The organism is Armatimonadota bacterium, from assembly GCA_039679645.1.
Taxonomy (GTDB): domain Bacteria; phylum Armatimonadota; class UBA5829; order UBA5829; family UBA5829; genus UBA5829.
Genome location: JBDKUO010000059.1, coordinates 24,178 through 50,401 on the forward strand (window position 1 = coordinate 24,178; position 26,224 = coordinate 50,401).

Here is a 26,224-nt window from a genome sequence, read left to right on the forward strand (position 1 = left end):
TAAAAAGTTGACGCGCCAAAGACAAGGAGAGATGACTTTGGCGCGTCAGCATCGAGGGGATCACTTGACCAAAACTACCGTATCCTTGCCCGCTTTTACGGTCAATTTGGTCTTGACCTGCCAGAGATTGGCTTTATTTTTTACACTATAGTTAAAAGTATCCCTTAAGACCGCCTCAAGCAGATACGTGCCGGGCTTTATCGGAATAGCGAGGTCATCACCTGGCTTTGGAGCAATCTTACCGCCCCACTCCGGCCCATAATGACCGGCAAGCACGCTCTTGCCTGTAGCGGCATCGCTGATCGAGTACCCTATCCAGGCTCCACTCTTCTGCTCCTCACCCGGACGACGCCAATCCCGCTGTTTTTGCGTCCAGTCAAGCTTGGCAAATTTGCTGTTCTTCGGCACCTTAAAAACGATCCGCTGCCTGGCCTTCGGCACTTTGATCTGCACCTTGGCAGTCTTACCGGGTTTGATCTCCAGATCGGAGCAGACCTGAATATGGCGGCCATCGGACGGCTCTATCCAGAGTTTGTATTTACCGGCAGGAAGTTGCGCCGGAACACCTGATTTGGCTGGATAGGCCACTGCAAAACTTTCGGATGTCATTACTGTTGAAACCCATCTGTCCAAAAACTTACCGGAAAGTTGGTCGAGAATTTTGAGGTCGATAAACCCGGGCTTGCCTACAGACAGAGCCAGGTTGTCTATACTGCCGTCTTTAGTTATCTTAAGTGGAGCGCTGACATACTCCATCGAGCCGTAAGGCCCGCCGACGGTGACAAACACCTCGCCCTCCGATATTCCATCCAATGTGAATGTACCGCCATCTCTTGTTTCACCATAGCTCTGGCAATTGACATATGTATTGGATGATGTCCAGGGATAATCATATGATTTGCCTGAAATTCGATTTGCCCAGCGCCTCGCCTGGACTTTTTTTCCTATAAGCGGCTGGCCTGTACCCGCATCTATTACACTTCCAGAAACTATCCCGCCGGGAAGCGCAATGTCAAACCTGTTCTCACCCGGCTTGAGATCAATCTTGGAATAGTCACTTCTGCTGCAACCATCAATCTGGCTTTCATACCAATTGACGGCGACAGCCCCGGTTTTTTGAAGGGCAAGATCATACTCACCCAGATCATTAGTCCCGCATGAGACTCTATCATCACCCTGGCTGGTCTCAACAGCGACGTTGGGCACCGGAATGCCGCGTCTTGTAGCTGTTCCATGCAGCTTCACCGGACGGGGTATATTATCAATATCCAAAACCATGTTCTGACCGTCCGCCAGGCTCACCGGCATGAAAGTAGAGTGTCTGCCGATCGTCACTTGCAGCCGGTATCTGACGGGCATGAGGTTTTTGTATATGGCCTTTCCATTCTCAGATTGATCCGCCGTCTGGAAAGTATCGTCCATAGCCGACAGATATATATAGTTTGACTCTCCTCCAAGGCCATCTGCTCTTACTTCCAGAGTCGCAGCCTTAGTAAGTGTGACATTGACCGGTTTTGTAACATCCACATTCTTCAACACTGATTTAGCAAAGCCGTCCTTTTCAACTATCACAACAGCCACGTGGGACAGAGCGCTGTCCATACGAAACTTCCCATCGGCGTCGGTGACAGCCGTAAGCCTGGGAGAGCCTTGGGTTATGGATGTGGAATATGTCTCAAGAGAATCGTTTTGAGCAATTGTGACATTTGCACCTGCAATGTCTTTGCCCGCTGAGTCGACAACTTTACCTATAATCGGCGATGCTTTTTGCAGCTTGAAAACGTTTGAGTAATCGACATTGGGCCACTCGGTCGTTTTTATGGTTTTCTCTTCAGCCAGGTAACCCTTTGCGGAAACAACCACATTGTAACCGGTCTCGTAGAACCTGTTTTCATCGATCTGCACTTTGAACGTGCCGTCTGGAGTATCAAAGACAGAGTTATCGAGATAGCTCGTTTCCCATTTCGCTGTGAAGCCGTGTATTGGCACTCCGGTTGCGGCATCCACAACTTTGCCAGCGATCATCGGCTTGCCGTGCATTACTATGACATTGTCATCTGAGTCGACGCAGATGGGAGTGCTATCCGGCGCAGTGTGGTTCTCTTCCCACATACCCAATACCACACCATCGGCAGGCAGGTCTTTGAGGCTGAACTCGCCATATGCATCAGTCCTGATGTTCGATTCCAGCCAACGATAAATATCCGCGCCTATTACGTGATTTGTGTCATACAACCTTCCGAGAACGGGGGTCTTTGCATTAACGCTGATGCCGACATTGGGGATCGGCTTGCCGGAAGCATCAACTATTTTGCCCTTTGCAAAGTGAGGCTTGCCCAGTACGGCGTCCAGTTTCTGATCTTTATCAGCTTCCACAGACAGGAAGGCAGGAGCATAACCCTTGCACTGCACCAGGATCATATCCGCTCTTGGGCTGGCATTATCTATTCTGTAATTGCCGTCAGCATCAGTTGCAGTTGTTTTTTTGTTGCCTGCACAGGTGCTTGTTCCAAAAGAAATGGCAGCGCCGGGTATGGGCGATCCGTTTGAATCCGTCACTCTGCCGGTGATATTCCTAAATATTGTTCGCTTGATGGAGAAATCGAGTGTTATCTCTTTGCTCCCTGTCGCAAACTGGGCTGTCTTTGGAATTGAACTGGAATAGCTGTCTGCTGAAACATACACTGTAGAATCTGCAGATGTATCCACATCGCGCAGTTCATAGAGGCCGTCGGCAGCAGTCTTGGCACATACTCCATACACCTGATCCTGCACAGCCCGAACCTCTACGCCCTGAATAGGCTCGCCTTTTTCGTCAGTCACCCTGCCGCGGATAACTCCCCCAGGCTTCAAGGCGACTCTGAAAGCCATGCTGTCTTTACCTTCGGCGCTAAAGTTGGTGCGGGTCGTCACATAGCCGCTTTTGCTCACTTCCAACTGCAGGCCCGCAACAGGCAGCACACGCAGCTTAAAGGTGCCGCTGCTTTCGGACTTGGTCTCGGCGCCGTATGCCATATAGACACCCACATGCGCGCCTTCAATAGGCTGATATGTATTTGCGTCCGTGACTTCACCTAAAATAAGGCAGGCGTATTGTAGTTTGATCTCCGGTTTGGTGATGACCTTGCCGTCGTCGGAAACGCTCGTCCGGCACGTGCCGACATAATCACCTATAGTGGCATCCAGGTAGTATGTGCCCGGCTTTGCTTGAAACGTGAAGACACCGGAATTATCTGTAGTGACATACTTATCGCTGCAAGTGTTGGACATAACATATTCCACTTTTGCGCCTGCGGCCGGCCTGCCGTCGGGATATACAACTGTACCGCTCAGCTCGACATCTGCATAAGCCCGAAGGCACATCAACAGCAATATAACAGCAAACACATTGCATAATCTGTTTGGTCTCATTGTAATGGCTCCTTATCTGCCGTATCGCCGAGGTTTTCCCGGTTTATCTCCGGCTGCAAGAGTCTGTAATATTGGCTATGAGTGTGGACGCCGTCATGAGAGATGATCTCCATCTTGGCGACAATTGTGCCCAGCATGCGATTATCCGGTATGGGAGGCAATAGACCTGCCTGGCTCGCTGTCCCATAGCTTGCGGGCGTCTGCACGGTATCGGCATCGACATACTCGACGCTGATCTGTGCGGTCTCAACAGATATGGGCGCATGTTCCGGTTTGGAAGCTGGGGTTTTCTTAGCCTGCAGCCGATTGTGCTCGGGCAGCTTCGCATAGACGGACTTGCGGACAGGTCTCAATTTTGGTTTTTGTTCAGCCAAATGGACCGGCGCAGTCTTCCGTTTTGCTTGGAGATTCGGCTGGACCGGTTGATTTATAGGTTCGGCAGACCGCTTAGGTGCAACTCTTGCAGTGACCGGCAGGGATGTATGCTCGTGCTCCTGCATTCGCATATACGCATATGATCCGAGCACAAGAACAATCAGCGCAGCAGCAACTGCCCAAACTCGGCCAAACGAAAGCCTCTGCCTGGGTCTGATAACCCGGCTGACATCGGGAAGATGGTCCGGCAGGTCGTCACAGTCCGCCAGGGCAAGTGATATGCCCTTTTGCAGTGACAGATATTCGTTATACACACCGGCACAGCTTTTGCAGGCTCTTATGTGTGCCCGGACATCTGCCGCACGGCGCTCATCAAGCTCGCCGTCGGCAAGCATAGATATCAGTATTTCATATTCGCTGCATGTCATCGGCGTCCACCTTCATTCGTGCGCGCAGCATCTCTTTTGCTCTGTGCAGGCGCACCCCAATATTCGATACACTCTCACCAAGAACCTCGGCTATCTCGGTGTAGCTCATATCCTCGAGATATTTGAGGACGATAACGTAGCGGTAGACAGAAGGCAGCTCGCGGATCAATGCTTTCAGCTCAGCGGACTCAATGGCGCTTATGACAGACTCACTGACGCTGTCTGTTTCATGGCCCGGCATCTCGTCTATTTCATCAAGAGATATAACAACCGGGCGGGTCTTTTTCAGACACACGTTTATTGTAATCCGCCTCAGCCAGCCCCAAAACCGCCCAGACTCACTATAGCCGGAGATGTTTTTAAATGCGCGAATGAAGACTTCCTGGACAGCGTCCTCGGCTTCATCCCTGCCGAGAATGCTGCACGCCAGGCGGTATACCGGCCTGCGATAGCGTGAGAGCAGCTCGTCAAAAAGCTCCACCCGCCCCTGCACGATCATATCGACTATTCGTTCATCGCTAAGCAAACATCTTCTCCGTAGGTGCCTCTCTTGCCGTTACAATAACATAAACTCCGGAAGTATGCGAGTTATTACAGAAACTGCTTAGCTGTTTCCATATTTCTGAAAATAGAGGTTGACAAACCCCTAATTAGTGATATAATACATCTGAGTGCGATGCATATATAAAGGAGGTATCATATGCCGGCTCCAACAGAATTAGTGAAGGGGAATGCGCTGGTCTTGATATTATCGTGCCTGGCGATTGAGCCTATGCATGGATATCGAATAGTGAAACAGCTTGAGCAGGCAAGCGAAGGATATTTTCAAATGCGGGAAGGAACGCTCTACCCGCATTTGCATCAGCTTGAAAAAGACGGCTTGATCGAAGGTTATTGGGAGAGTTCGTCCGGCGGACGTGAACGCAAGATGTACGCTATTACTGAACATGGGAAGAAGGAGCTTGCCCGCAAACTAAACGAGTGGAAAGAATTTCAGAATAACGTAAACCATGTGCTCGGGCTTGCGCAGGGATCATAAGGAGGAGCTGATGCATTTTCTTACGAGAGTCGAAAAGCTATTGGATATACCTCCCGTCGAAAAGAAATTTGTGATGCGGGAGCTTAAATCTCACTATTTTGATCTTCAGGATGAGCTGATTGCCTCAGGCATGAGCGCCACAGAAGCGGCGGATGAAGCAGAAAAGAGGCTGGGCTCGCCGGAGGACGTGGCGGCAAGGCTGGCTCCGGTGCACAATTCGGCAAGTTGGCGGTCGGCGCTGCTGGCAGCTGTGCCATTCCTGGCATGGGGCATGATCTCACTTATCGGCGCGCCGAGTACAGGCTATAGGCTAGCTGAAGTATTAACCTTGCTGGTCGGTACAGTGATGATTGTCGGGAGCATGAGGGAATTGCAAGCCAGCCGTCGGCCAATATGGCTGGCGACCTGGCTTGCCGGGGCTCTTATTACTGTGAGGCCGCTTTCCTCCATCTTGTTAAGAATCAGCGGTATGGATAATAATACCCTGGGGATCTTAGACTATGCGTTTCAAGAGATCCTAATTGCCATTATTATGCTTGCAGCTCTCTGGAGGACGCCAAAATGGCGAGTAGCTGGTATTGCATTGTGTGCAATCGTCGTATTTGGTGCTGCGTTTATGGTAGCGCATGCGCTAAGCGGCCGCCCGATCACATTCTATGTAATATCTACCCAGGCAATGTGGCTTGCCGGTACTGCGCTACTTGTTCTGTTCGCGATGCGAGTATTTATGCTGAATGATTACGGAAGTGCGGCGCAGGCGACACTTTTTATGCTGGCTTGGTGTACCGTTTTTCACTCTATTCCAGGGCAATTCGGCACTGCTTTGACTGTGTGCAGCACATTGATGAGTGCAGCGATAATGGTGTTTTTTGCTCGTGTGTCAAATTGGCAGCTCAAGATTATGGCAGCTTTGGCAGGTCTGACGACATACTACAGCATGGTGGCCATACATAATGTGATTGGCCTGAGGCATGGAGTAGTTATAAATGTATATGATCTAGTGACCCTGCGACCTGGCGGGCAGATTGCTTACGGGTTGATTGCCACGTTTATGATTATGAGCGTGTTCGCGGCCTTGCCCGTTTGCTTCCCAATCATTCTGGAGCGTCTGAAACGGCGCAGGGACCGTATCGAGATAGCACAGTAATGCACTCCACAATCTGAAATTGCGAATTTCTTATCGGGCTGGATCAGATATCCAGCCCGAACATAGCTATTCATAATTAACCAGACGTGCTCTGCCCGGCGTGCTCAAAGACGATCTCGCCTTTATCGTTCGCATCGACAGTGATGCGGTCGCCCTCCTTGAACTTGCCTTCCAACAGCTCCATCGCGAGCTTATCTTGAATTTCACGCTGAATTGCACGCTTGAGAGGCCGCGCGCCGTAGACCGGATCGTAGCCGTCCTTTGCAAGAGCATCCTTTGCTGTGTCAGTCAGCTCGATATCCAGGTGCCTGTCGGCCAGCCGCTTCTTAAGCAGAGCTATCTGGATATCCACTATCTTCTTGATGTGCTCCTCGCTCAGAGAGTTGAACACTATGATCTCATCTACACGGTTCAAAAACTCCGGCCTGAAGCTCGCCTTCAAGGCATCCATCACAGTCTGTTTGATCTTGTCATCAGTCGTCTTTTGATCGATCCCGCCCCTGAAACCCAGCACATTGTGCTCTCGTATAGCGTCCGAGCCTATATTGCTGGTCATGATAATCACTGTATTCTTGAAGTCCACCGTGCGGCCCTGACCATCTGTAAGACGGCCGTCTTCCAGTATCTGCAACAATATGTTGAACACATCCTGATGAGCCTTTTCGATCTCATCGAAGAGGATCACGCTGTATGGGCGACGTCTGACATGCTCGGTCAGATATCCGCCCTCTTCATAGCCGACATAGCCCGGAGGTGCCCCGATAAGACGAGCCACGGAGTGCTTCTCCATAAACTCGGACATATCTATACGGATCATGGCGCGCTCGTCATCGAACAGGAACTCGGCCAGCGCCCGTGCAAGCTCGGTCTTACCGACACCTGTCGGGCCCATGAAGATAAAGCTGCCTATAGGGCGATTCGGGTCCTGCAGACCGGCTCTCGCCCGGCGTACTGCATTCGAGATGGCGACAATAGCCATTTCCTGACCGATCACTCGTTCTCCAAGTCGCTGCTCCATATGAACGAGCTTTTCGATCTCACCCTCCATCATCCGGGTGACCGGGACACCCGTCCATTTGCTCACAACTTCGGCTACATCCTCTTCGTCGACCTCTTCCTTGAGCATCTTATGGTCTTTTTGAAGATCAGTCAATCTGGCATCAAGCTCGGAAAGCTCGTGCTCAAGACCAGGAATAGTGCCGTGGCGAAGCTCAGCCGCTTTGGCGAGGTCGCCCCCGCGCTCCGCATTCAACTCATTCTGTTTTGCCTCTTCTATCTTGGCCTTGACCTCGCGGATTTTGGTGATGGCGTCCTTTTCATTCTGCCAGTGCGCCTTCATCTCACCCGAACTCTCGCGCAGGTCGGCAAGCTCCTTTTCGAGCTTTGCAAGCTGCTTCTTTGAAGAAGCGTCCGTCTCTTTCTTGAGCGCTTCACGCTCGATCTCAAGCTGCCTGATCCGACGTTCTACTGTGTCGATCTCACTGGGCATGCTGTCGATCTCGATACGCAATCTGGAAGCGGCCTCATCGATCAGGTCTATAGCTTTATCCGGCAAAAATCGGTCGGATATGTATCGGTCAGAAAGAACGGCTGCCGCTACCAGAGCGGAGTCTTTGATCCGAACTCCATGGTGAGCCTCGTATTTTTCCTTAAGACCACGCAGGATAGCGATAGCATCTTCCACACTGGGTGGATTTACCATAACCGGCTGGAAACGGCGCTCCAGAGCAGCATCCTTCTCAATATGCTTACGATATTCGTCCAAAGTAGTCGCGCCGACGCACTTCAGCTCACCTCTGGCAAGCATCGGTTTGAGAAGATTGGCTGCATCTACCGATCCCTCAGCGGCACCAGCGCCTACTATCGTGTGAAGCTCGTCTATGAACAGGATGATCTCGCCTTCGGCTTCTTTGATCTCTTTTAGTACTGCTTTGAGCCTGTCCTCGAACTCACCCCTGTATTTTGTGCCCGCGACCAGACCGCCAAGGTCAAGAGCGACCACTTTCTTATTCTTCAGTGATTCAGGGACGTCACCGTTCACGATCCGCTGTGCAAGACCCTCGACGATAGCTGTTTTGCCTGTGCCAGGCTCGCCGATGAGGACAGGGTTATTTTTTGTCCTTCGGCTCAGGACCTGAATCACCCGGCGGATCTCCTCGTCACGGCCTATTACAGGGTCGAGCTTACCTTTATGAGCCTCTTCTGTGAGATCACGGCCATAACGCTCCAGGGCCTGGTACTTATCCTCAGGGTTCTGATCCGTGACACGCTGAGTGCCGCGGACCTCTGCCATCGCCTGGTAGATGGCGTCACGCGTTGCACCTACGGAGTTTAATATCTGCGACGCCTTGCCGGTTGTCTCAGAGGCAATACCTATGAGCAGGTGCTCCGTGCTTATATATTCGTCTTTCAGACGTTCGGCTTCTTCAAACGAAGTCTCAAGGACACGCTGCAGGCGCGGGCCTATCTGCGAACCCGCCACCGCCCCCGTGACCTTGGGCATTTTGTCTATCTCCTGCTGCACCCGTGCAGCAAGGGTCTGTGGGCCTGCGCCCAGCTTCTCCAGAATCGGGTCTACAATCCCACCCTCCTGCTGAAGCAGCGCCAGAAGCAGGTGCTCGGGTTCTATCTGCTGCTGGCCGCTTTCTGTCGCGATATGCTGCGCGTCCTGCAGCGCGTCTTGAGCTTTAATCGTAAGCTTATCCAGCCTCATGTTCGTTCTCCTTAAATAGTTGAGAGCGGAGAGTGGAGAGTGAAAAGCCCAGACACATAACCGCTCAGTCAGCTGTTTCGGGAACGGAAAAACCGCACCCGACCTTAGACTGTATACAATATACTACTTGAGTGTATTGATGTCAAGTCATATATTCCCAGTTTAAGCAGAATCTAAACAACAGTCCCAAGTATTAAAAAGCAAATCCCTCAGCTGCGCTCCTAAGAAACCTGGTGAAAGTGTTGATGACAAAACGTTGTTTCGCAACCAAACTCGGTTTCCAATTGACGCAAGTGGGCAACCCCCACTGGGGGCTCGGGATGACTTGTAGCGGCAGGCTCACCTTCTCTCGACAATTCTGATTTATCGTTCCTACTCCATTCAGTTTCAATATCACTCGGCAAAGGGTAATTTTATTGTAGAGGAAGTGATTGTCATGAAAGAAGACAGAATGCGGGATGAAACAGACAGGATACAAAATCCTGAAGATATAATCAGCAAACACGATGAGCGCAGAGCGCATTATGCGGGGGATGTAGACGCCTTTGAACCAGATGTTGAGATTGACGAAGAGCTGGATGTTGATGATGTACTCACATTTCCGCACCCAAAGCACAAAAAAACCGGCGAGATCGGTCCTGCCTATAGCAGAGAAGACACAGATGAAGACTGGGACTTGATAGATCAGGACTTCCAGCCGGAGGACTATGAGCACGGCTATGAAGACGGAAGCACGACCTTTGCCACAGACAACATGGACGAGATCGTGGAGGAAAGAGTGCATGAGATGGGGCATATGGTCTCTGAAGATGTGCCGGTTGAAGCCAGTGTGGAAGTAATGCCAAACAAATTCGAGCCGGACAAGGAAACTGAGGTATAGCTGATTAAGGTAATTTGAAGTGGGTTACCACAATCTGTGATAAATCGGTAGTGCGCAGAGATGATTACTATTCAAGGCAAGGCTCGAAAAGACGGTGTCGCTATTGCCGTGGCGGCTCTCGTCGACACCAAAAACGGCATTAACGGAGTAGCTCACAGCATTCTTGAAGAGGGACTCCATGCGCTCAAACAGGGCATATCGGCGCAGGATTATCCTGAAGCAGTTATCGTATGTGATAACCTGATAATGGGAATGTCGCTTCACATCCCAGGCATAAGCACTATTGGGATCGCAGCAGAGCAGGACTTGGACATCCCCGGCATAAACCCTGAAGTGCCGTCCGTGACCGGCGCGGAAGGCATCATGGCATCGGTCACGGCAGGAGATATTGTGATCCTCGACGGCAACAACGGTATGGTCTACATCGACCCCGATCCGCAGACGCTTATCCACTATCAAAAGATAGAAGATCAAAGGCATACAGCGCCCAAGATATTCATCGCCTCGGAGCATATACCGGCTCGCACCCAGACCGGTCACACTGTCAGCGTGTTTGCCTACATCAAGAACGAGGGCGAGATCGATCAGGCGCTGGCTGAAGGCGCGGACGGGCTTCTGCTGGATATCAGAGGCAAAAGTGAAGACGCAGACTATTACAAAGCCATCATGCGCGCCGCGCCGGGCAAGCCTCTTGTATTTGCGGCCGACTTCGGATGCGCACAGCTCCTCAAGACAGCCTCGCAGTATTCAGGCTCCGGCCAGGTAACGGTTGTATTTCCGACCGACAAGTTTGAAGTACTATTCAGCGAGATCGATCCCGTTTTGGCCGACATTGAAAATGACCCGGAAGCCGCAACAGTGGATATCGGGACTATAGCGCTTGGGACGGAAACCGACGCGCCCATAATTACCACGACTCGAAGGCTTGTGCTCGACCTCAGAAAGTCAAAAATTATCGAAGAGACCGATATAGAGGAACTGTCCGAAAAAGCTGCTGCCTGGCTGCGCGGTAGAGAACCGGAAGACGTAATTTTGCTCATAGGCAGGCGGACCAATCATCTGGAAAAGCTTGTGATTGCAGGGGCTAGAACGGTCGCTGTACTGCCGGATAAAGTGGCGGCATCCAAGTATAAGATCCGCACAATAAACGAAGAGGAAGAGTTGTGAAGTTCGTAATTTGGCGTGCGTATCACCTGGAATCGAAAGAAATCATTGACGACTATATCTCAAGAATCCAAAAATTGCTAAGCGGGCATGAACTTGCAGTCTGTGAGAATGTAGAGACAATCAAACGAGAGATTGCCGATGCGGATGTAATGATCGGCTGGAGGATTACACCCGAAGTATTTGCCGAGGCAAAAAAGCTAAAGTGGATTCAGTTCGGAAGCGCGGGCATAGACCACACTGTCTTTCCTGAACTTGTAAAGAGCGATATTGTCCTCACTACATTGAGTGGGATTCATACCACAGTCGTCGCAGAACACGTGCTTGGGATGATGCTCGCCTTGGCTCGCAGGTTCGATGTGGCAGCGCGTCTGCAGGCCGCCCATAATTATGATCGCATCGAACTGGCGGGCACAAGCACCGAACTGGCAGATAAGACGATTGGAATAATAGGTCTGGGCAAGATAGGGCTCAATATAGCCCGACTGGCGAAGGCTTTCGGGATGCATGTAGTCGGAACAAAGCGGACAGTCCGAGGCGATCTGCCGAATGTAGATGAACTCTACCCCGCCAGTAATCTCGATAAGATTCTCCCTATATCCGACTATCTGGTAATTGCTGTACCGCTAACGTCGGACACCAGCGCCCTGATCGGCCCGGATCAGATAAATAAGATGAAACAGGGAGCTTATCTGATAAATGTGGCGCGAGGGGCTATGGTCGACCATGAAGCGCTCGGTAAAGCTCTGAAAAATGGCAAACTGGGCGGAGCAGCGCTCGATGTGTTTCCTGCCGAACCGCTTCCCTCCGGCAGCCCAATCTGGGATTTGCCCAATACTATAATCACGCCGCACACAGGCGCATCCAGCGCACGCTACGGTGAGCGCGCAATAAAAATACTAAGGCACAACCTGGACGCTTTCCTGACGGGCAAGCAAATGATTAACATCTACCAGAAAGAAAGAGGATATTGATCAGAAATGACCAATCAAGAACAGCAAAAAGCAAAAACCTGGTTTGAGGAGCATTTCAAATCTACAGATTGCAGACTTCCATTTTCGTTTATTTACAACGATAATAAATCGGCATCTTTCCTGAAGAGTTGGAAGTCTGAGTGGAGCATGGGCAAGTCAGAGGCGGGTTCGTCTCAGCAGACCCTCACTCTCAGCGATCCAGAGACGAAACTCCAGTGCAGGTGCGAGGTCACCACATTCGATAAATATCCGGCGGTCGAGTGGGTCATCTACTTCAAAAACAACGGCAGCACCCCTACGCAAATTATAGAAGACATTCTGCCGCTGGATACGGACCTGGAAATTGGAAAAGAACAGCCCGCGATAGTCCACTATGCAAAGGGCAGCGACTGTAAGATTGACGATTTCGAGCCCCTCAAGAGCAAGATCGGAATAATCTACCCGCTGCATCTGGCACCGCAGTGCGGAAGATCGTCCGATGGAACGCTTCCGTTCTTTAACCTGGAGATGGGCAGCGAAGGCGTGATCGGAGCAATAGGCTGGACCGGCGCATGGAAAGCCGATATAACTCGACTCGAAGATGACACTCATCTTAATATCAGTGCCGGAATGAAGAAAACTCATCTAAGGCTGGAGCCTGGTGAGGAAATCCGCACTCCTCGTATCCTGCTGCTGTTTTGGGAAGATGACATGACGGGCGCACATAACATGCTGCGGCAGTTTATCCTGGCTCATCACAGCCCATATTATGATGGAAAAGTCCTTCAGGGGCCGATCTGCGAAGCAGCCTGGGGAGCGAATATGGACTACCGGCAAATACAAAAGGCGCGGTGGTGGAAAGATAACAATCTCCCTGTTGAATATTTCTGGATAGACGCGGGCTGGCACGGTGACGGCGATTATGACGAGAATTCAGATACATTCGGTGGTGAGTGGTGGAAGCACGTCGGCAACTGGTGGCCGAACAAGACCACTTATCCCAACGGTCTGAAGCCTGTCGGAGACACATTGAAGGAGATGGAATACAAGTTTTTGCTGTGGATGGAACCTGAGAGAGTCTTTAAGGATACTTATTTCACTCGCGAACATCCGGAATGGCTCCTGGGTCCGGATGGAGACAACTATCTCTTCAATCTGGGTCTGCCTGAAGCGCGCCGGGCATTGACGGATCTGGTATTGAATACTTTGACTGAGGGCAGTGTTACATGCTACCGGCAGGATTTCAACTTCGACCCGTCTCCATACTGGGAAAAGGCTGATGCGCCGGACAGGGTCGGAATGAGTGAAATACGTCATATAGAAGGGCTATACGCTTTCTGGGACGAGCTGAGAGCAAGAATGCCTAACCTGGTTATAGATAACTGCTCCAGCGGAGGACGCAGGATAGACCTGGAGACGATATCGCGCAGTATCCCGTTATGGCGAAGCGATTATCAGTGCGCCCTTGATTTTGACCCGATTGGAATGCAAGGTCAGACGCAGGGCCTTGCGCCTTGGATTCCATTAAGCACCGGCTGCTATAATCGCAAAGACGCTCCCGATAAATACGCATTCAGAAGCGCGCTTGGACCCGGTATTGTAATGAATTTGAATATTTACGGGCCCGAGCCATCCTGCCAAATCCCGTTCGAGTGGATAAGAGATGCTATGAACGAAGAGTTTGAGGTGCGTAAGTACTTCTATGGAGATTTCTATCCGCTGCTCTCATACAGCCTGGCTGACGACTTATGGGCAGCCTGGCAGTATGACAGGCCGGATTTGGGTGAGGGGATAGTTGTGGCTATGCGCAGACCAAAGAGCCCTTTTACCAGCATGAACACGCCATTACATGGCCTCGATGCTAGCGCTCTGTATGAAATCCGTTCTGCCGATGGAGGCGACTCGATTCGGGCTAAGGGAAGCGAGCTTGCGCAGGGCGGGCTGAAAATTGAGATCAACGACAAGCCCGGCAGCGCCCTGTATATATACAGGATTGTGAAAAGCTGCAAATAGCAAGCGTTCTAGTATGTGTCGGAAGCTAGTGAGAAATCTGCTTTTTTGAGATGTCTGGCTTAAAGCTGATTCCTCGGCTTCACTTGGAATGACTAAATCTGAAACGTTAAGTGGTATCTATATGAGCAAATCTCAACTAAAATACAGCATATATCTGCCTCAAGGTTATGATGAGGAAAAAAACAAACTCTGGCCGCTTGTGTTTTTTTTGCACGGCGCAGGCGAGAGGGGCGATGACCTTGAAAAGCCGAAAGTGCACGGTCCCCTAAAACTGGCTGCGCAGGGCAGGCAGTTTCCGTTTATAATCCTGGCTCCGCTTTGCCCTGAGGACAGTTGGTGGAATAACGAGATCGACAAAGTCATAGATTTGCTCGATGATATAGAGTCAAATTATAACGTGGATAAGAGCCGGATATATCTGACTGGAATAAGCATGGGCGGTTACGGCACATGGGGCCTTGCGGCCAGAATTCCAGAAAGGCTGGCAGCTATAGCGCCGATCTGCGGTGGAGGCAATCCGGCGAACGCGCCTCTAATTAAAGATATCCCCATGTGGGTCTTTCACGGCGACGCAGACCCGACTGTCCCGCTTGAAAAGTCTCAGGAAATGGTTGATGCGGTGCGATCAGCAGGCGGCAGCCCAAAGTTTACTATATATCCCAGTGTTGAGCACGACTGCTGGACGGCTACTTATGAGAGTGATGAGTTTTGGAAGTGGCTGCTGGGTCAGAGACGATCTTCCGGCAGGTGATAAGAAAGCACAGCCAGTTCCTGCAAGAAATCAACATTTCGCACAGTGATACCTGCGGGCAGGCGGAGCAATGTGGGGGCGAAATTGAGAATTGCTGTAACTTTTGCCTCTACCAGCTTATCCGCAACCTCCTGGGCGGCAAGCGCCGGGACAGCTATGATCCCGATCCTGGCGGAAAGTAGCTTGTTCTGCTCCACTATATCGGCGATATCCATTATTGCAAGGTCCCAAAGCTGTCTGCCGATCTTGTTGGGGTTGCTATCGAACGCCGCTACAATGTGGAAGTTTTCCGCCCTAAGAGGCTGATAACGCGCCAGAGCCGAGCCTAAATGACCCGCGCCGACCAGCACCACAGGCTGAGGCTTCTCTATCTTGAGAATATGGCTGATGCGCGAGTGCAGCTCATTGACGTTATAGCCTATCCCCGGACGGCCAAACTCACCGAAATATGATAAGTCCTTCCTGAATGCAGCCGCGCTGACACCCGTGCGCATCTCGATATCAGCAGAGGATATCGTCTCGATATTCCTGATTTTGAGATCGGTAAGAATTGTCAGGTAGGTCGCCAGCCGTTCGAGTGTCGGCATGGGGACCTTGATTCCGCTCGGCATATTGTAACCACCTTTGTGAAATATTGCGCAAACCAAGTATATCAAACGCTTGCTGCCGGGCGCAAACGAAATTGCAAACAATGTTTATTGCCTATGAATTGACAGTGGCAGGAAGTGGATTCCGGCCCATCATTATTGCTGCTATCAATTACGTGGTATATTCTTTACACCAGCCTGCTTGAGCCCTTTAATAAATGTTGGGCCAAAGCAGTCTACTCGCACTCCTTGCCCAAAGCCGAATGGACCTATTACTTTTCCATCTTTCATGATCAGAGTAATATGATAGACACGGTTCAAACGGTATTCAGGCGGACGCTTTGCTTCTTTTAAACCTCTCAGCAATAATGCGATAGCAGCCAGATTGGTTTTGTACTTGTAATGAAATCCGGGTTGCATTCCCAGAATTTTTGTATCAGGTCTTTTTCCATTGGGCGTGATAATAAGCATATCAGAAAGTACTTCCAAGCGAATAGCCGCAATTTGATCGGGAGATATACTTGCCACAGCATGTCTTATGTCTTCATCAGGTTGTAGCTGAGCATTCTTGGCCGTGTAGTTGTGATAAATAACTAGAGTGACAGCTATGGTCAGCACAAAAATGATTGTAACAGCTTTTTTCATCGTAACCCCTCCTTTTACACTATCGCTTTGTTCAACTTAGATGAATCTTTAGCGACTATGCATAGGTATACAAAATAACACTATTGGGCCGGAAGGAGATTCCGACCCATAGCCTAGTCAATCTATATGTCGATCTCACAATATGCCAGCATCCATCGCAGGATCAACGACAGTGCCCATAAAGAGGATCGTGCCGGTCATATCGTCTCTAATAGCGTAGAAGAACGGTCTGTTAGCCCGGACTTCTGGAGTTGCACACCTGGCCTTTAGAACCATAAAGGTGGCTGCGGCAGCTTCTGTGCCCTCTTCGTTGACTTCAATAAATGCCTTCTGCTTCAGCGAACTTATGTAAACGTCGTTTCGATCACTTTTGCAAATTCCACTGAAGTCACATTTTCCTGAGTCAAAGATATTCCCCATACCCAAATCCGTGCACGGGGGTATAAGATTGGTCTCGCACTCAAGCTTCCAGCGAGGCAGCGTAACTCTCACCTTCTGCTCTTGAAAACTGGGCAGCCATTTATTCCAGTTCTTTGCATTCAAGGTCTTTAGAAATTCACTAAGACTGCAGCCTTCACATGGAACAAATATATACATGCTCATTCGTTTGCTGCCATAGGGCAGTGCGGCAGCTTCAAAATTTTGGCCCATGCAATATCTAAATCTGCCCTCTTGGGACATCATAGGCACGCTCTTTATCTTGCCGTCTTCGAGCATGAACGGCTCTGCCTGCGTCTCATTCTTGTCAAAGCGAAAAGTCCATGTGCCCTTGAAATAGATCGCGTTGGCAAGGCAGAGTACGGTCAAGCCGCCGAGGTCTTCGGCAATATTGTCTATCCGGCCGTGCGTCTTTTTCCTGACCCAGCCATCTATTGCAGACTTTGCGGAACGGTGGGTGAAATCAAGGCTGGCAACTTCGGCATCATAATATTTTCTGGATATATCGATAAAGCTGGGCACAATAGGAAATACCTTGCCGGTCCACATGCCATTTGCTGCTGAAATATTTACTCCCCTGCCTGGATTGTTGAGGTTTACGAGCAGGTTCGCGTTGGAATTGTTGATCTCATGCAGGCTCATCTTATCTAGTCCTAAAACAGCGCCCATCAGCTTGCGCGTATCGCCTTTGGAGCCGTTGTAGGCCATTGCAAGAGACATTGAAACGCTGCTTGGAGATATCAGGGTATTGCGTCCCGATCGCCTGGAGGCAATATCCTTGAACAGCCGGATTGAAAAGTCAGTATTGGCGGAAATCAGTTTCTTATTTACCGGCAAAACTTTTCCCATAGCGCGTTTTGCTTGAAAATGTCGAGCGCATAAAGCAGCGGTCACCGCCAGTAATCCCGCAAAGACAAATAACCAATAGCGTTTTTTCATGAGAGCGCCTCCTGATCACAACATAAGCCCATCCGCATTGGATGAAACAATTATATTAAGAAAAAACAACTGCTATTGCCTTCATCAATTTGAATCGATGCATAGCCCCTCTATAAGCAATTTATAGCAGGCGGCTTATATGCTACTTGCCAGGACCACCACTAATATTCTTAGCGTGTTCCTTGTACGCGTTTTTCGTCAGAGATTGAAGCTCTTCATAAAGGATAGCCAGAGTTTTGGAGTTCTTGCCACTTTCTATGTCTTTGCGTGTCATAAAATCTCTTAGCAGATAGCAGTTGTCGGCTCGATCACGAAGAACAACTATCGGAGGCTTGTAGTTACCATAATCCATAACGAGAAAGCTCTCACAACCAAACTGCTTGCGGGCGAGGTTCCAACCAATTGGATCAGTATAGTAACCAGTCTGAGTGATAAAAAGCTTTGCCGAATCAATTACAGTAATATCGAGTCTAAACAACTCGCTTGATTCCAACGTAACACAGCCAAACTTGCCCTGAGCAATAGCAATATCACTCGACTTGACCTCTTCTGCCCATACGCTTCGTATGTCCAGCGAATAGAGTATTGATTGTGCCTTAGCAATCACAGCACAGCCTGCACTAGATGATTCGGGAACAATTACAGAATCCATATGCGAAAGACGCAGTGAAAGCTTTTTTACCTTGAACTGCGGAATTTGTGAATCGAGCTTTGCCGCTACAGCATCGTGTTTGAGATCATCAAGGAACTCCACCATCCCCGGCACCAAGTAACCTCCTGCCATCGTTATTATGTCATGTCTGTCGTCTACTGGTTTACGACCGAATAACATCCAAACAACCTTGCTGCTCGCTAGATTAATAGTCAAAGTGGCATATCTGCCAACAGGGCCAGCATCCGGGCGGTCTTCCCGAATACCCGAAAGAAGCGAGTAAAGACGCTTCATTGACTGCGGATTACTTTTTGGCGTCAGTTTATAAATCCCATCACAAGAAGAGATAATTACAGAATCTATACCATCAAGACTTGTAATGCCTGCTCGATTAAGAATAGCGGTGCCTATCTGTTCTTTGGCCATGACAAAGGAGCATGAGAATACAAATACAGTCAATATGATTCCGAACAATAAACGCATTATCTTCCTCCCTTAATACAAAAAACGCTACCCCAATACGCAACTTCATCATAATTTCTTCTCATAATCGAGCATGCAAGCTGTATGTTGGACTACAACGGTGAACATATTGTTTCCTTCGTTTGCTTAGTGGCTGCATAGAGATAAGAGGGTCTTACAAAGACACATCGTAAGGATGCGGTGAAGGCAAACCGTGAGGGATACAGCAGAAAGTCGCAATCACCAGAGCATTTATAACATCACCCGACCTGCTGCTGGTATCAGGCGTATATTACGATGTCAGTGTGCTGCCGATATGGGTGCAATCGGTATCCAAACTCTCCCCCCTTGGGCTGTTTGTTTTCGGAAAGGCAGAGGTATATTGCAAGAGAACGGGTAAGCTTAAAAGGAGTGGATAGTCGGCATAGGAGGGATTAATATGCATAGGCTAATAGCTCTCATTTGCGCAGTGTTTGCAATATCGGCCATCCCGGCGCAGGCTGAGGATTATCCGATCGTCATAAGCCCTAAGACTGTCGCCGAACTCACAAAAAAGCTTAGCGACAAGATCACAGCCGATTCTGCATGGTCTACGTCAAAAACTGTCGCGATCCTTGATTTTGAACTTATCCCCCAAAAAGACGGCCAGAAAATCGATAAGGCAGTTGCGCGCGATCTGAGCGAGGACCTCTCGACATCCATGAGCGAGATAAAAAACGTCAAGCTTGTCGAACGAGGCCAACTCAAAAATGCGCTGTCGAGCGCCAGGCTCGATCAGAGCGATATTATCGACCCCAAAACCGCTAAGCAGCTCGGAAAAATGCTCTCTGCCGATTGCATTCTCTGCGGCAGCATATCAGACAGGGGAACGTTTGTCGTGATAAATGCAAGGATGCTAGACGCTCAGACGGGTGAGGTCAAATTCTCGGTTTCGGTGGATTTCAATAAATAAACCAGGAAGCAATTGCTTATGATCCGGCTTGCCGTAATTGATGACCTTGATTTTCTACTAGAGCATGACCAGCATATCCAGCGCGAGCTAATGAAGTGTAAAATCCTAGACTCACAAGTCTACATCGCAACGACAGAAGCTGATGGTATCGTGGGATGGCTGCGCTACGGTCTGTTCTGGGATGAAATCCCTTTTATGAACATGCTTTACTTTCTTGAGCAGCACCGCCGCAAAGGTCTGGGACGACAAGTTGTCAAGCAATGGGAAGAAGACATGAGGCAACTGGGGTACCACATGGTGCTTACATCAACGCAATCAAACGAAGATGGCCAACACTTTTACAGACGCCTCGGCTATGTTGATTCAGGCGTACTGCTGCTACCGAATGAACCGGCGGAAATCATTCTTCAAAAGGACCTGGCATAACCGGAAAGTACCATCCGCGCGGTAAGCAGTGTCAATAACCTCCAAGTGATGCATTCGCTCTATATAATTGGACGAGGTATGTTGTGAAACATCGGCGTGGCCCTACAAGGCACCCTTTCGCTTGAAGACTACCACATTATATGTAGACTGCAGTGAGTAATCTGCAGCAGCAGCACCCCAGACATATTCGGTATGGTCCGCTGTTATGTCTGCTACCCCAACAGGAACAAAATTCCTGTTTGCATATTGACTCGCCCAGTCGAAAATCAGTGTCTTTGACGTCGGTACGGCAAGCCATGACGTGGGAACTTTAACTAATAAAAGAAATGTAGGTTTTGCCTCATCAATTTCCCTGATCATATCGCGCTGCATACTCAAGGCATACTTCTGGTTTTCCATCAAACTGTAGGTATAAATGTAGCTGGTCGCAGAATGCCTGTCTGAGTAGAAATAGATCTCAGGCTCGGAACCTATGACTGCAACAGTGTCATTTTTATTTGAGTGCTTCTTGATGTAGTCTGCAATTCTGACCGCCTCAGGAAAAGGGTTTATATTATATACAACGGCACTCACTTGATCTGGGCTCAGCATAAAAAACACTTCTTTTTGTAGGCCTACCGTGTGGACAAAAGCTGCAAAGAATATCGCTATCGGTAGAAGCAATATGATCTTAGGAACCTTTGAATTATAAAGTATTCGTCTGCAAGAGCTTACAGCGACCCCGGCAAGTATGGCTAGAGCAGGAATAAACTGAATAAAATAGTGCCTGCGGAAATAGAACGCTGGGCACACAGCCAGAAACGCGCAAATTGAAAATCCAACTACGAAGCCAGATTTCGGGCGTGCGTTTTTATCCAAAAAGAGAGCAACTACACCCAGCCCGGAAATAACCCAGAGCATATAGGCAGGACCAACCACTGAGGAAACTGCGCTCTCAAGGACGCGAAAAGCCATTGAGATGGGTATTTGCGAAGAGTATTCACGCGCGTAAGACACTGTCCAGAACCAAAACCTGTTAAAAACTCCCGCATCCCAAAGTATTAAGAATGTTAAGCCCAGAGGCAAAAATATACCGAGCAGCAATATACCGATGTTGGAAAACCGAGCGCGCGATGCCACAGCATTTGCCTTTTTCTGCACGCAAAGTAGATAAGCCACGGCAAACAACGAGAAAAACACTCCCGATTGCTTCATCAGTATCGCTGTTCCGAACAACAAGCCACTCAATAACAAGTGACTGCGTTTGCCCGAATCAATAGCCTTAAGCAGCAGTAGTGTTCCGCCGACAGCAGCCAACACCACAAAGTGAGTGGCATGCCCTGCCTGACCATAAAAAGCAGAGCTTGCAGACAAAATTCCATAAGTCGCTCCGGCAACAACCCCGGCAAGCGAATCAAAAAGACGCCTGGTCAGTAGAAACATCAGAATAATAGTAACCGCGTTGGCAAGCATCAGGCCAATATGCACACCGGATATGCTCTGACCGAACAGCGCCATTATTAAAGCGTAGGCTGCATACGTGCCCGGAAATTTCATATTGCAGGCCAGTTTATATGGAGGTATGCCCTGGAGCATAAGTTGACCCATATATGCGTATTCGCCTTCATCGCGCTCCAGCGGAGTATGCAGCAGGCGGATTCGTATTATTGCAGTGAACAAAACAACCAACGATATAGCTATCCACGCCCAATATCCGGTAAAAGGACCGGCTTTGTTTATCTTGAGTTTTCTGATACTAACCATACCTAACTTAGTTCCTCATTGAGTTTGAACTGCATAGCGTACATCTGGGAATAAACGCCGTCCTGATTAAGGAGCGATTTGTGATCGCCGACCTCTGTAACCCGGCCATGCTCAAGAGTAATTATCTGATCGGCATTCTTTACGGTCGACAGACGGTGGGCAATGACGAACGTAGTGCGCCCCTCCATCAACCGGTCCATAGCGCGGTGGATAAGGTATTCGCTTTCGGAATCAACGGAGCTGGTCGCCTCATCTAGGATCAATATTCTCGGGTCGGATAAAATCGCCCGCGCGATGGCCAGTCTCTGCTTCTGGCCGCCGGAGAGCTTGATACCCCGCTCGCCGATCTCGGTATCATATCCCTGGGGCATGGTCTCTATAAACTCGTTCGCGTTGGCTGCCTTGGCTGCGCCGGCAATCTCCTCGTCGGTCGCATCGAGTTTGCCGTAGCGGATGTTCTCGCGGACCGTGCCATTAAACAAAAAAGTATCCTGCAGCACCATTGCGACCTGACGTCTGATCGACGTCTGCCTGACGCTCTTGACATCTATGCCGTCGATCAGCACGCGTCCGGCGCTTGGATCGTAAAAACGCGGGATGAGGTTCACTATACTTGTTTTGCCCGCGCCACTTCTGCCGACCAGAGCCACAATCATCCCCGGCTCAGCCTTAATAGATATATCTCTAAGCACATATTCGCCGTCTTCATATTTGAAATCGACATGGTCGAGCTCCACCCTGCCCTCTATCCGCGGCATGTCTATAGCGTCATCGGGGTCGGCAATTGCAGGCTCCTCGTCTATCACCTCGAATATACGCTCGGCGGCTGCCAGTGACCGTTGAATGGTGTCGTTTATCCTGGCGAGGTTGCCCACAGGCTGGTAGAGCATTCCAAGGTAGAATGTGAAGATAACCATCGATCCGAGAGTCAGGCTGCCGTTCATTATCATAAGCGCGCCGACAATCCATATCCCCAGGTTACCGAATTGGATGAGCAGGTCCACGCAGGGAAAGAAACTGGTCCACATTCGCACGGCCTTGACACGCTGATCGTAATAGGAATTGACATCCGCCGTGAAGTTATCATACTCGAAATCCTCCCGGGCGAAGGCTTTGACTACGCGCACACCGCCTATCCTCTCCTGCACGTTTGCGCTTATCTCCGCCAGCCTCTCGCGCACCGCCCGGTAGATTCCCCTGATCCGACGCGCGAACCTGTATGCCAGAAAGAAAAGCACAGGCACCGGTAACAGAGCAATCAGCGCAAGCTTGCTCGACAGATAAAACATCACGGCACACATAGCCAGCAGCCGAAAAATATCCGAGACAAGAGTATCCGCGGCATGGTTTACAAACTCTTCAACCATCTGGGTGTCGTTGGTGACGCGGGACATGATCTCGCCGGTCTGCCGGGAATCGAAATATGAGACTGAAAGCTTCTGCAGCCGGGCAAAAATTTGCCTTCGCAGGTCGCGAATGATCTTCTCTCCCAAGACATGCATTATGTAGCCGCGAGTAAATGAGAGTAACGCGCTGCTGATGTAGATCGCAAGCAGAACAACAATGGAAAAAAACAGCAGACGGGCACGATGGCCGAAAGGCCGCCCGGTTGCCATGATCACCTGATCAGTGATAAGCTTTCCATAGATGAGTGGAGGCACCAGTCCTATCAGCCCGATCCCGACATTTGAAATGATGCCTATCGTAACGGGGCCCTTATACGGCTTGAGATATCCTAGAAGCCGTCCGAATGCGGCGCGTTTGTCTTTGGGTTTGTTTCGTTCGTCCATGATTTTGTATCCTATCATGCCGCAAGTCGAATGGCAAGATAATGTTGGAAACTGGCCAGGGCGAACGCATCTTAAGAAATATGTCTCCGCTTTGTTCGGGCAGATTTAAAATCTGCGCCGAAAAGGGCCAAATGGCATCTCTGATGCCACTACCTAGCACTTATATGCTGGCTTAGCGGTTAACGGAATCTCAGATCCCGAGATTGCCCCAAAGGGGCCAGATTGCAAATCTGCCCCAACAGAAATTAGATGCGTTAGCCCTGGGAAACTGGCTTGGAACTGGCTGTTATCCAGCCATCGTAGAATATTATGTAAACTCTGGAGGTTGTAATGCACCGCACCAAAGCCGTGTTACGCGGCAGACTGCTTTACGTAGTCATCCTCACACTCTTATCTCTCTCCTGCTATGCGGCTGACGCGCCTAAAAACATCGTCTTTCTTATCGGCGATGGAATGGGAATAGGCGTCATTACGGCGGCACGATGCGCCGGACCCGGTCAGAACGGTCAGCTTGCAATGGACAGCATGCCCGTTGTCGGATTGGTAAAGACTTACTCGGCAAATGCGCTGGTCACCGATTCAGCCGCTGCCGCGACAGCTTACGCCACCGGCGTCAAGACCAACAATGGCGAGCTTTCGGTCGACCCGTCCGGCAAGAAACTGCGCACAATCCTCGAAGCTGCCCATGACATGGGCAAGTCTACCGGAGTTGTAAGCACGAAGTTCATCACCGACGCCACCCCGGCAGCGTTTGTATCACATGTCACCAGCCGGGCTGATCGAACCGACATAGCCGTTCAAATGATCAGTTCGGGAGCTGATGTGATCATGGGCGGAGGACGTAAAGACTTTGCTTTGAAGACAGACACCAGTGACGGACGAACGGACGGGCGCGACGTTATGGCCGAAGCCGCGAAGATTGGGTTCACGGTTATAACCACGAGAGATGAAATGCCGGATGTTCACTCAGAAAAAGTGCTGGGGCTGTTCGTGCAGGATGTCATGACGGCTTTCTCGCCGGAACCGACTCTGCGCGAGATGACCACATGTGCAATAGACTGCCTGGACAACAACAAAAAAGGCTTCTTTTTGATGAGCGAAGGCGGCACGATCGACTCCTTTGAGCACGCAAGCAACGCCGGTGACGCGGTAAAACAGACTCTGGAGTTCGACAATACGGTGCGAATGGCGCTGGATTATGCGCGTGAGCATAAAGACACGCTGGTTGTCGTGACGGCCGACCATGATACCGGAGGCATGGCTGTACTTGACCCTGATGCCGATCATCCAAAATATATGGTCGGCTGGGCACACGGCGGGCACACAGCGAATATGGTCCCGATATTCGCCTTCGGTCCGGGATCGCAATACTTTGCCGGTGTCCATGACAACACCGAAATTCCAAAGATATTTTCTAAGCTGTGGAACTGTAAGTTGAACTAGTGGAGAGTGGAAAGTGATAAGCGGCGTATTCTCGGACTTTCCGCCTTCCACTTTCAGCTATCTGTGCTATAATTTAGAAAACATTAAATATGGGGGACACGATGCACGAAGTCGTGGGGTTTGTAAAGGATTACGACGCCTATTTTTCAATAGGTTTGGTGGCGTTTAGCCTGATACTATTTATATGTGTAATAGTCCAGTCTTCACGTTTGTCTCGACTGGCACAGCGGAAAAGCGCTAAGCTGGCTGACGCAGGCGCGGAAGAGTTGGCGGAGGCGATAACGGAACAGTCCGCAATGATCAGCGATTTGCGCAACAAGCTGGACGAAGCACGCGTCAGGCAGATGGAACTTGCCGGAGCTGTAGACAACTGTCTCCAGAAAACCAACATCATCAGGTTCAATGCTTTTGAGGACGTGGGTGGAGAACAGAGCTTCGCGCTCTCTGTGCTGGATGCAAACAACACAGGAATAATCATAAGCAGTCTGTATGGACGGCAGGACTCACGGTTGTATGTAAAGAATGTCAAAAATGGCGAAGGTGAGCGCGCTTTATCCGAGGAAGAACAACGAGCAATCGGGGCTCGTCCTAAAAAGGCGACGGTTGCTTGACGAGGTTGTGGAGTGCTCTTTAACACGTCCGGAACCAAAAAGAGTGTAAGCCGCACGGAAGAGCAGGCTCTTATCAGTCGGTGTAAGAACGGCGACATCAAGGCGTTCGATGAGCTTGTTACTCACTTCCAAAAGCGCGTCTATAATTTTGCTTACGGTATCGCCGGCAACTATGACGACGCCAACGATATCGCGCAGGAGGCCTTCGTTCGGGTTTTTAACTCGATTTCCACGTTTCGAGGCGACGCCAACTTCACCACTTGGATCTACAGAATTGTCACCAACGTCTTCCTCGACGAGCGCAAAAAAGCTAAAAACCATCGCCAGGTGTCGCTCGACGAGATAATTGACCTGGATGAAACATCCGTCTCACGGCAGATTGAGGATGAAAAACCGCTGCCGGGTGAAATCGCTGAGTCCAAAGAACGCAATAAGGCTGTACGCACCGCAATTGCATCACTGCCGGATTACCAGCGAGTCATAATGACGCTATATCACCTTCATGACCGCAGTTATGAAGAGATCGCCGATATTTTGCACCTTCCTATCGGGACAGTTAAATCCAGGCTCAATCGCGCCAGAGGCGCATTAAAAGAAATATTAGAGTCCCAATCGGAACTTTTTGGGTAGCTCTCAAGTCTAGAAATTGTAGATAATAAAGC

Annotated in this window: 22 protein-coding genes and 1 pseudogene; 13 read left to right on the forward strand and 10 right to left on the reverse strand. The window is 49.9% G+C overall.

Going from position 1 to position 26,224, the window contains the following annotated elements; genetic code table 11:
• Positions 1–60 precede the first annotated feature (60 nt).
• From ABFD83_12105 to ABFD83_12115, 3 genes are read right to left on the reverse strand one after another with little or no spacing between them, the layout of a single operon-like run.
• The gene (locus tag ABFD83_12105; GenBank protein MEN6357813.1) at positions 61–3,411 is read right to left on the reverse strand and encodes a carboxypeptidase-like regulatory domain-containing protein; all 3,351 of its coding nucleotides are present in this window, start codon (positions 3,409–3,411) and stop codon (positions 61–63) included.
• Complete coding sequence (locus tag ABFD83_12110) at positions 3,408–4,214, reverse strand: zf-HC2 domain-containing protein (GenBank protein ID MEN6357814.1); 807 nt, start codon at positions 4,212–4,214, stop codon at positions 3,408–3,410. The genes ABFD83_12105 and ABFD83_12110 overlap by 4 nt, the downstream gene beginning before the upstream one ends.
• Positions 4,195–4,740 carry a sigma-70 family RNA polymerase sigma factor gene (locus ABFD83_12115; GenBank protein MEN6357815.1) on the reverse strand — a complete coding sequence of 182 codons (546 nt, stop codon included), beginning with the start codon at positions 4,738–4,740 and terminating at the stop codon, positions 4,195–4,197. The genes ABFD83_12110 and ABFD83_12115 overlap by 20 nt, the downstream gene beginning before the upstream one ends.
• A gap of 174 nt (positions 4,741–4,914) precedes the next feature.
• Between ABFD83_12115 and ABFD83_12120 the strand changes: the two genes are divergently transcribed.
• Positions 4,915–5,253: a helix-turn-helix transcriptional regulator gene (locus ABFD83_12120; GenBank protein MEN6357816.1), complete on the forward strand. Its 339-nt coding sequence runs from the start codon at positions 4,915–4,917 to the stop codon at positions 5,251–5,253.
• A gap of 10 nt (positions 5,254–5,263) precedes the next feature.
• Complete coding sequence (locus ABFD83_12125; protein MEN6357817.1) at positions 5,264–6,400, forward strand: permease prefix domain 1-containing protein; 1,137 nt, start codon at positions 5,264–5,266, stop codon at positions 6,398–6,400.
• Between the two features lie 76 nt (positions 6,401–6,476).
• On the opposite strand, the gene clpB is transcribed toward ABFD83_12125, so the two are convergent.
• Positions 6,477–9,113, reverse strand: a complete 2,637-nt coding sequence (gene clpB, locus ABFD83_12130; protein ID MEN6357818.1) for an ATP-dependent chaperone ClpB — start codon at positions 9,111–9,113, stop codon at positions 6,477–6,479.
• Between the two features lie 436 nt (positions 9,114–9,549).
• Here clpB and ABFD83_12135 point away from each other — a divergent pair, with 436 nt between their 5' ends.
• The 5 genes from ABFD83_12135 (at position 9,550) to ABFD83_12155 (ending at position 14,874) form a co-directional block, all read left to right on the forward strand.
• Complete coding sequence (locus tag ABFD83_12135) at positions 9,550–9,993, forward strand: hypothetical protein (protein ID MEN6357819.1); 444 nt, start codon at positions 9,550–9,552, stop codon at positions 9,991–9,993.
• 60 nt (positions 9,994–10,053) lie between these two features.
• Positions 10,054–11,160, forward strand: a complete 1,107-nt coding sequence (locus ABFD83_12140) for a hypothetical protein (GenBank protein MEN6357820.1) — start codon at positions 10,054–10,056, stop codon at positions 11,158–11,160.
• The gene (locus ABFD83_12145; protein MEN6357821.1) at positions 11,157–12,131 is read left to right on the forward strand and encodes a D-2-hydroxyacid dehydrogenase; all 975 of its coding nucleotides are present in this window, start codon (positions 11,157–11,159) and stop codon (positions 12,129–12,131) included. Before ABFD83_12140 ends, ABFD83_12145 begins: the two co-directional genes overlap by 4 nt.
• Before the next feature lie 6 nt (positions 12,132–12,137).
• Complete coding sequence (locus tag ABFD83_12150; protein ID MEN6357822.1) at positions 12,138–14,123, forward strand: alpha-galactosidase; 1,986 nt, start codon at positions 12,138–12,140, stop codon at positions 14,121–14,123.
• Between the two features lie 121 nt (positions 14,124–14,244).
• Positions 14,245–14,874, forward strand: a complete 630-nt coding sequence (locus ABFD83_12155; protein ID MEN6357823.1) for a dienelactone hydrolase family protein — start codon at positions 14,245–14,247, stop codon at positions 14,872–14,874.
• Here ABFD83_12155 and ABFD83_12160 read toward each other — a convergent pair.
• From ABFD83_12160 to ABFD83_12175, 4 genes are all read right to left on the reverse strand, one after another.
• Positions 14,850–15,485: a redox-sensing transcriptional repressor Rex gene (locus ABFD83_12160; protein MEN6357824.1), complete on the reverse strand. Its 636-nt coding sequence runs from the start codon at positions 15,483–15,485 to the stop codon at positions 14,850–14,852. The two genes, ABFD83_12155 and ABFD83_12160, sit on opposite strands and share 25 nt — an antisense overlap.
• Before the next feature lie 144 nt (positions 15,486–15,629).
• Positions 15,630–16,106: a hypothetical protein gene (locus tag ABFD83_12165; protein MEN6357825.1), complete on the reverse strand. Its 477-nt coding sequence runs from the start codon at positions 16,104–16,106 to the stop codon at positions 15,630–15,632.
• 135 nt (positions 16,107–16,241) lie between these two features.
• Positions 16,242–17,483 carry a serpin family protein gene (locus ABFD83_12170; GenBank protein ID MEN6357826.1) on the reverse strand — a complete coding sequence of 414 codons (1,242 nt, stop codon included), beginning with the start codon at positions 17,481–17,483 and terminating at the stop codon, positions 16,242–16,244.
• A gap of 142 nt (positions 17,484–17,625) precedes the next feature.
• A complete protein-coding gene (locus ABFD83_12175) occupies positions 17,626–18,618 on the reverse strand; it encodes a hypothetical protein (GenBank protein MEN6357827.1) in 993 nt (330 codons plus the stop codon).
• A gap of 248 nt (positions 18,619–18,866) precedes the next feature.
• Here ABFD83_12175 and ABFD83_12180 point away from each other — a divergent pair.
• From ABFD83_12180 to ABFD83_12190, 3 genes and pseudogenes are all read left to right on the forward strand, one after another.
• Positions 18,867–19,016, forward strand: a pseudogene (locus ABFD83_12180) (ABC transporter permease).
• 20 nt (positions 19,017–19,036) lie between these two features.
• Positions 19,037–19,549: a FlgO family outer membrane protein gene (locus ABFD83_12185; GenBank protein MEN6357828.1), complete on the forward strand. Its 513-nt coding sequence runs from the start codon at positions 19,037–19,039 to the stop codon at positions 19,547–19,549.
• An 18-nt stretch (positions 19,550–19,567) separates the two neighbouring features.
• Positions 19,568–19,975, forward strand: a complete 408-nt coding sequence (locus ABFD83_12190) for a GNAT family N-acetyltransferase (protein ID MEN6357829.1) — start codon at positions 19,568–19,570, stop codon at positions 19,973–19,975.
• A gap of 102 nt (positions 19,976–20,077) precedes the next feature.
• Here ABFD83_12190 and ABFD83_12195 read toward each other — a convergent pair whose 3' ends face one another.
• Positions 20,078–21,718 (reverse strand): glycosyltransferase family 39 protein, encoded by a 1,641-nt coding sequence (locus tag ABFD83_12195; GenBank protein ID MEN6357830.1) that lies wholly within the window; start codon positions 21,716–21,718, stop codon positions 20,078–20,080.
• 2 nt (positions 21,719–21,720) lie between these two features.
• On the reverse strand, positions 21,721–23,508 hold the full coding sequence (locus tag ABFD83_12200; GenBank protein ID MEN6357831.1) for an ABC transporter ATP-binding protein: 1,788 nt from the start codon (positions 23,506–23,508) through the stop codon (positions 21,721–21,723).
• A 330-nt stretch (positions 23,509–23,838) separates the two neighbouring features.
• On the opposite strand from ABFD83_12200, the gene ABFD83_12205 reads away from it, so the two are divergent.
• The 3 genes from ABFD83_12205 (at position 23,839) to ABFD83_12215 (ending at position 26,192) form a co-directional block, all read left to right on the forward strand.
• Positions 23,839–24,951, forward strand: coding sequence for an alkaline phosphatase (locus ABFD83_12205; GenBank protein ID MEN6357832.1), 1,113 nt, complete (start codon positions 23,839–23,841; stop codon positions 24,949–24,951).
• 101 nt (positions 24,952–25,052) lie between these two features.
• Positions 25,053–25,562: a DUF4446 family protein gene (locus ABFD83_12210; protein MEN6357833.1), complete on the forward strand. Its 510-nt coding sequence runs from the start codon at positions 25,053–25,055 to the stop codon at positions 25,560–25,562.
• A 12-nt stretch (positions 25,563–25,574) separates the two neighbouring features.
• Positions 25,575–26,192: a sigma-70 family RNA polymerase sigma factor gene (locus ABFD83_12215; GenBank protein MEN6357834.1), complete on the forward strand. Its 618-nt coding sequence runs from the start codon at positions 25,575–25,577 to the stop codon at positions 26,190–26,192.
• Positions 26,193–26,224 lie beyond the last annotated feature (32 nt).

What these genes read in the sequence shown, in the direction of transcription:
- ABFD83_12105 (MEN6357813.1), bottom strand. Translation starts at nt 3,411, where the DNA reads ATGAGACCAAACAGATTATGCAATGTGTTTGCTGTTATATTGCTGTTG.
- ABFD83_12110 (MEN6357814.1), bottom strand. Translation starts at nt 4,214, where the DNA reads ATGACATGCAGCGAATATGAAATACTGATATCTATGCTTGCCGACGGC.
- ABFD83_12120 (MEN6357816.1), top strand. Translation starts at nt 4,915, where the DNA reads ATGCCGGCTCCAACAGAATTAGTGAAGGGGAATGCGCTGGTCTTGATA.
- ABFD83_12125 (MEN6357817.1), top strand. Translation starts at nt 5,264, where the DNA reads ATGCATTTTCTTACGAGAGTCGAAAAGCTATTGGATATACCTCCCGTC.
- clpB (MEN6357818.1), bottom strand. Translation starts at nt 9,113, where the DNA reads ATGAGGCTGGATAAGCTTACGATTAAAGCTCAAGACGCGCTGCAGGAC.
- ABFD83_12135 (MEN6357819.1), top strand. Translation starts at nt 9,550, where the DNA reads ATGAAAGAAGACAGAATGCGGGATGAAACAGACAGGATACAAAATCCT.
- ABFD83_12140 (MEN6357820.1), top strand. Translation starts at nt 10,054, where the DNA reads ATGATTACTATTCAAGGCAAGGCTCGAAAAGACGGTGTCGCTATTGCC.
- ABFD83_12150 (MEN6357822.1), top strand. Translation starts at nt 12,138, where the DNA reads ATGACCAATCAAGAACAGCAAAAAGCAAAAACCTGGTTTGAGGAGCAT.
- ABFD83_12155 (MEN6357823.1), top strand. Translation starts at nt 14,245, where the DNA reads ATGAGCAAATCTCAACTAAAATACAGCATATATCTGCCTCAAGGTTAT.
- ABFD83_12160 (MEN6357824.1), bottom strand. Translation starts at nt 15,485, where the DNA reads ATGCCGAGCGGAATCAAGGTCCCCATGCCGACACTCGAACGGCTGGCG.
- ABFD83_12165 (MEN6357825.1), bottom strand. Translation starts at nt 16,106, where the DNA reads ATGAAAAAAGCTGTTACAATCATTTTTGTGCTGACCATAGCTGTCACT.
- ABFD83_12170 (MEN6357826.1), bottom strand. Translation starts at nt 17,483, where the DNA reads ATGAAAAAACGCTATTGGTTATTTGTCTTTGCGGGATTACTGGCGGTG.
- ABFD83_12175 (MEN6357827.1), bottom strand. Translation starts at nt 18,618, where the DNA reads ATGCGTTTATTGTTCGGAATCATATTGACTGTATTTGTATTCTCATGC.
- ABFD83_12185 (MEN6357828.1), top strand. Translation starts at nt 19,037, where the DNA reads ATGCATAGGCTAATAGCTCTCATTTGCGCAGTGTTTGCAATATCGGCC.
- ABFD83_12190 (MEN6357829.1), top strand. Translation starts at nt 19,568, where the DNA reads ATGATCCGGCTTGCCGTAATTGATGACCTTGATTTTCTACTAGAGCAT.
- ABFD83_12195 (MEN6357830.1), bottom strand. Translation starts at nt 21,718, where the DNA reads ATGGTTAGTATCAGAAAACTCAAGATAAACAAAGCCGGTCCTTTTACC.
- ABFD83_12200 (MEN6357831.1), bottom strand. Translation starts at nt 23,508, where the DNA reads ATGGACGAACGAAACAAACCCAAAGACAAACGCGCCGCATTCGGACGG.
- ABFD83_12205 (MEN6357832.1), top strand. Translation starts at nt 23,839, where the DNA reads ATGCACCGCACCAAAGCCGTGTTACGCGGCAGACTGCTTTACGTAGTC.
- ABFD83_12210 (MEN6357833.1), top strand. Translation starts at nt 25,053, where the DNA reads ATGCACGAAGTCGTGGGGTTTGTAAAGGATTACGACGCCTATTTTTCA.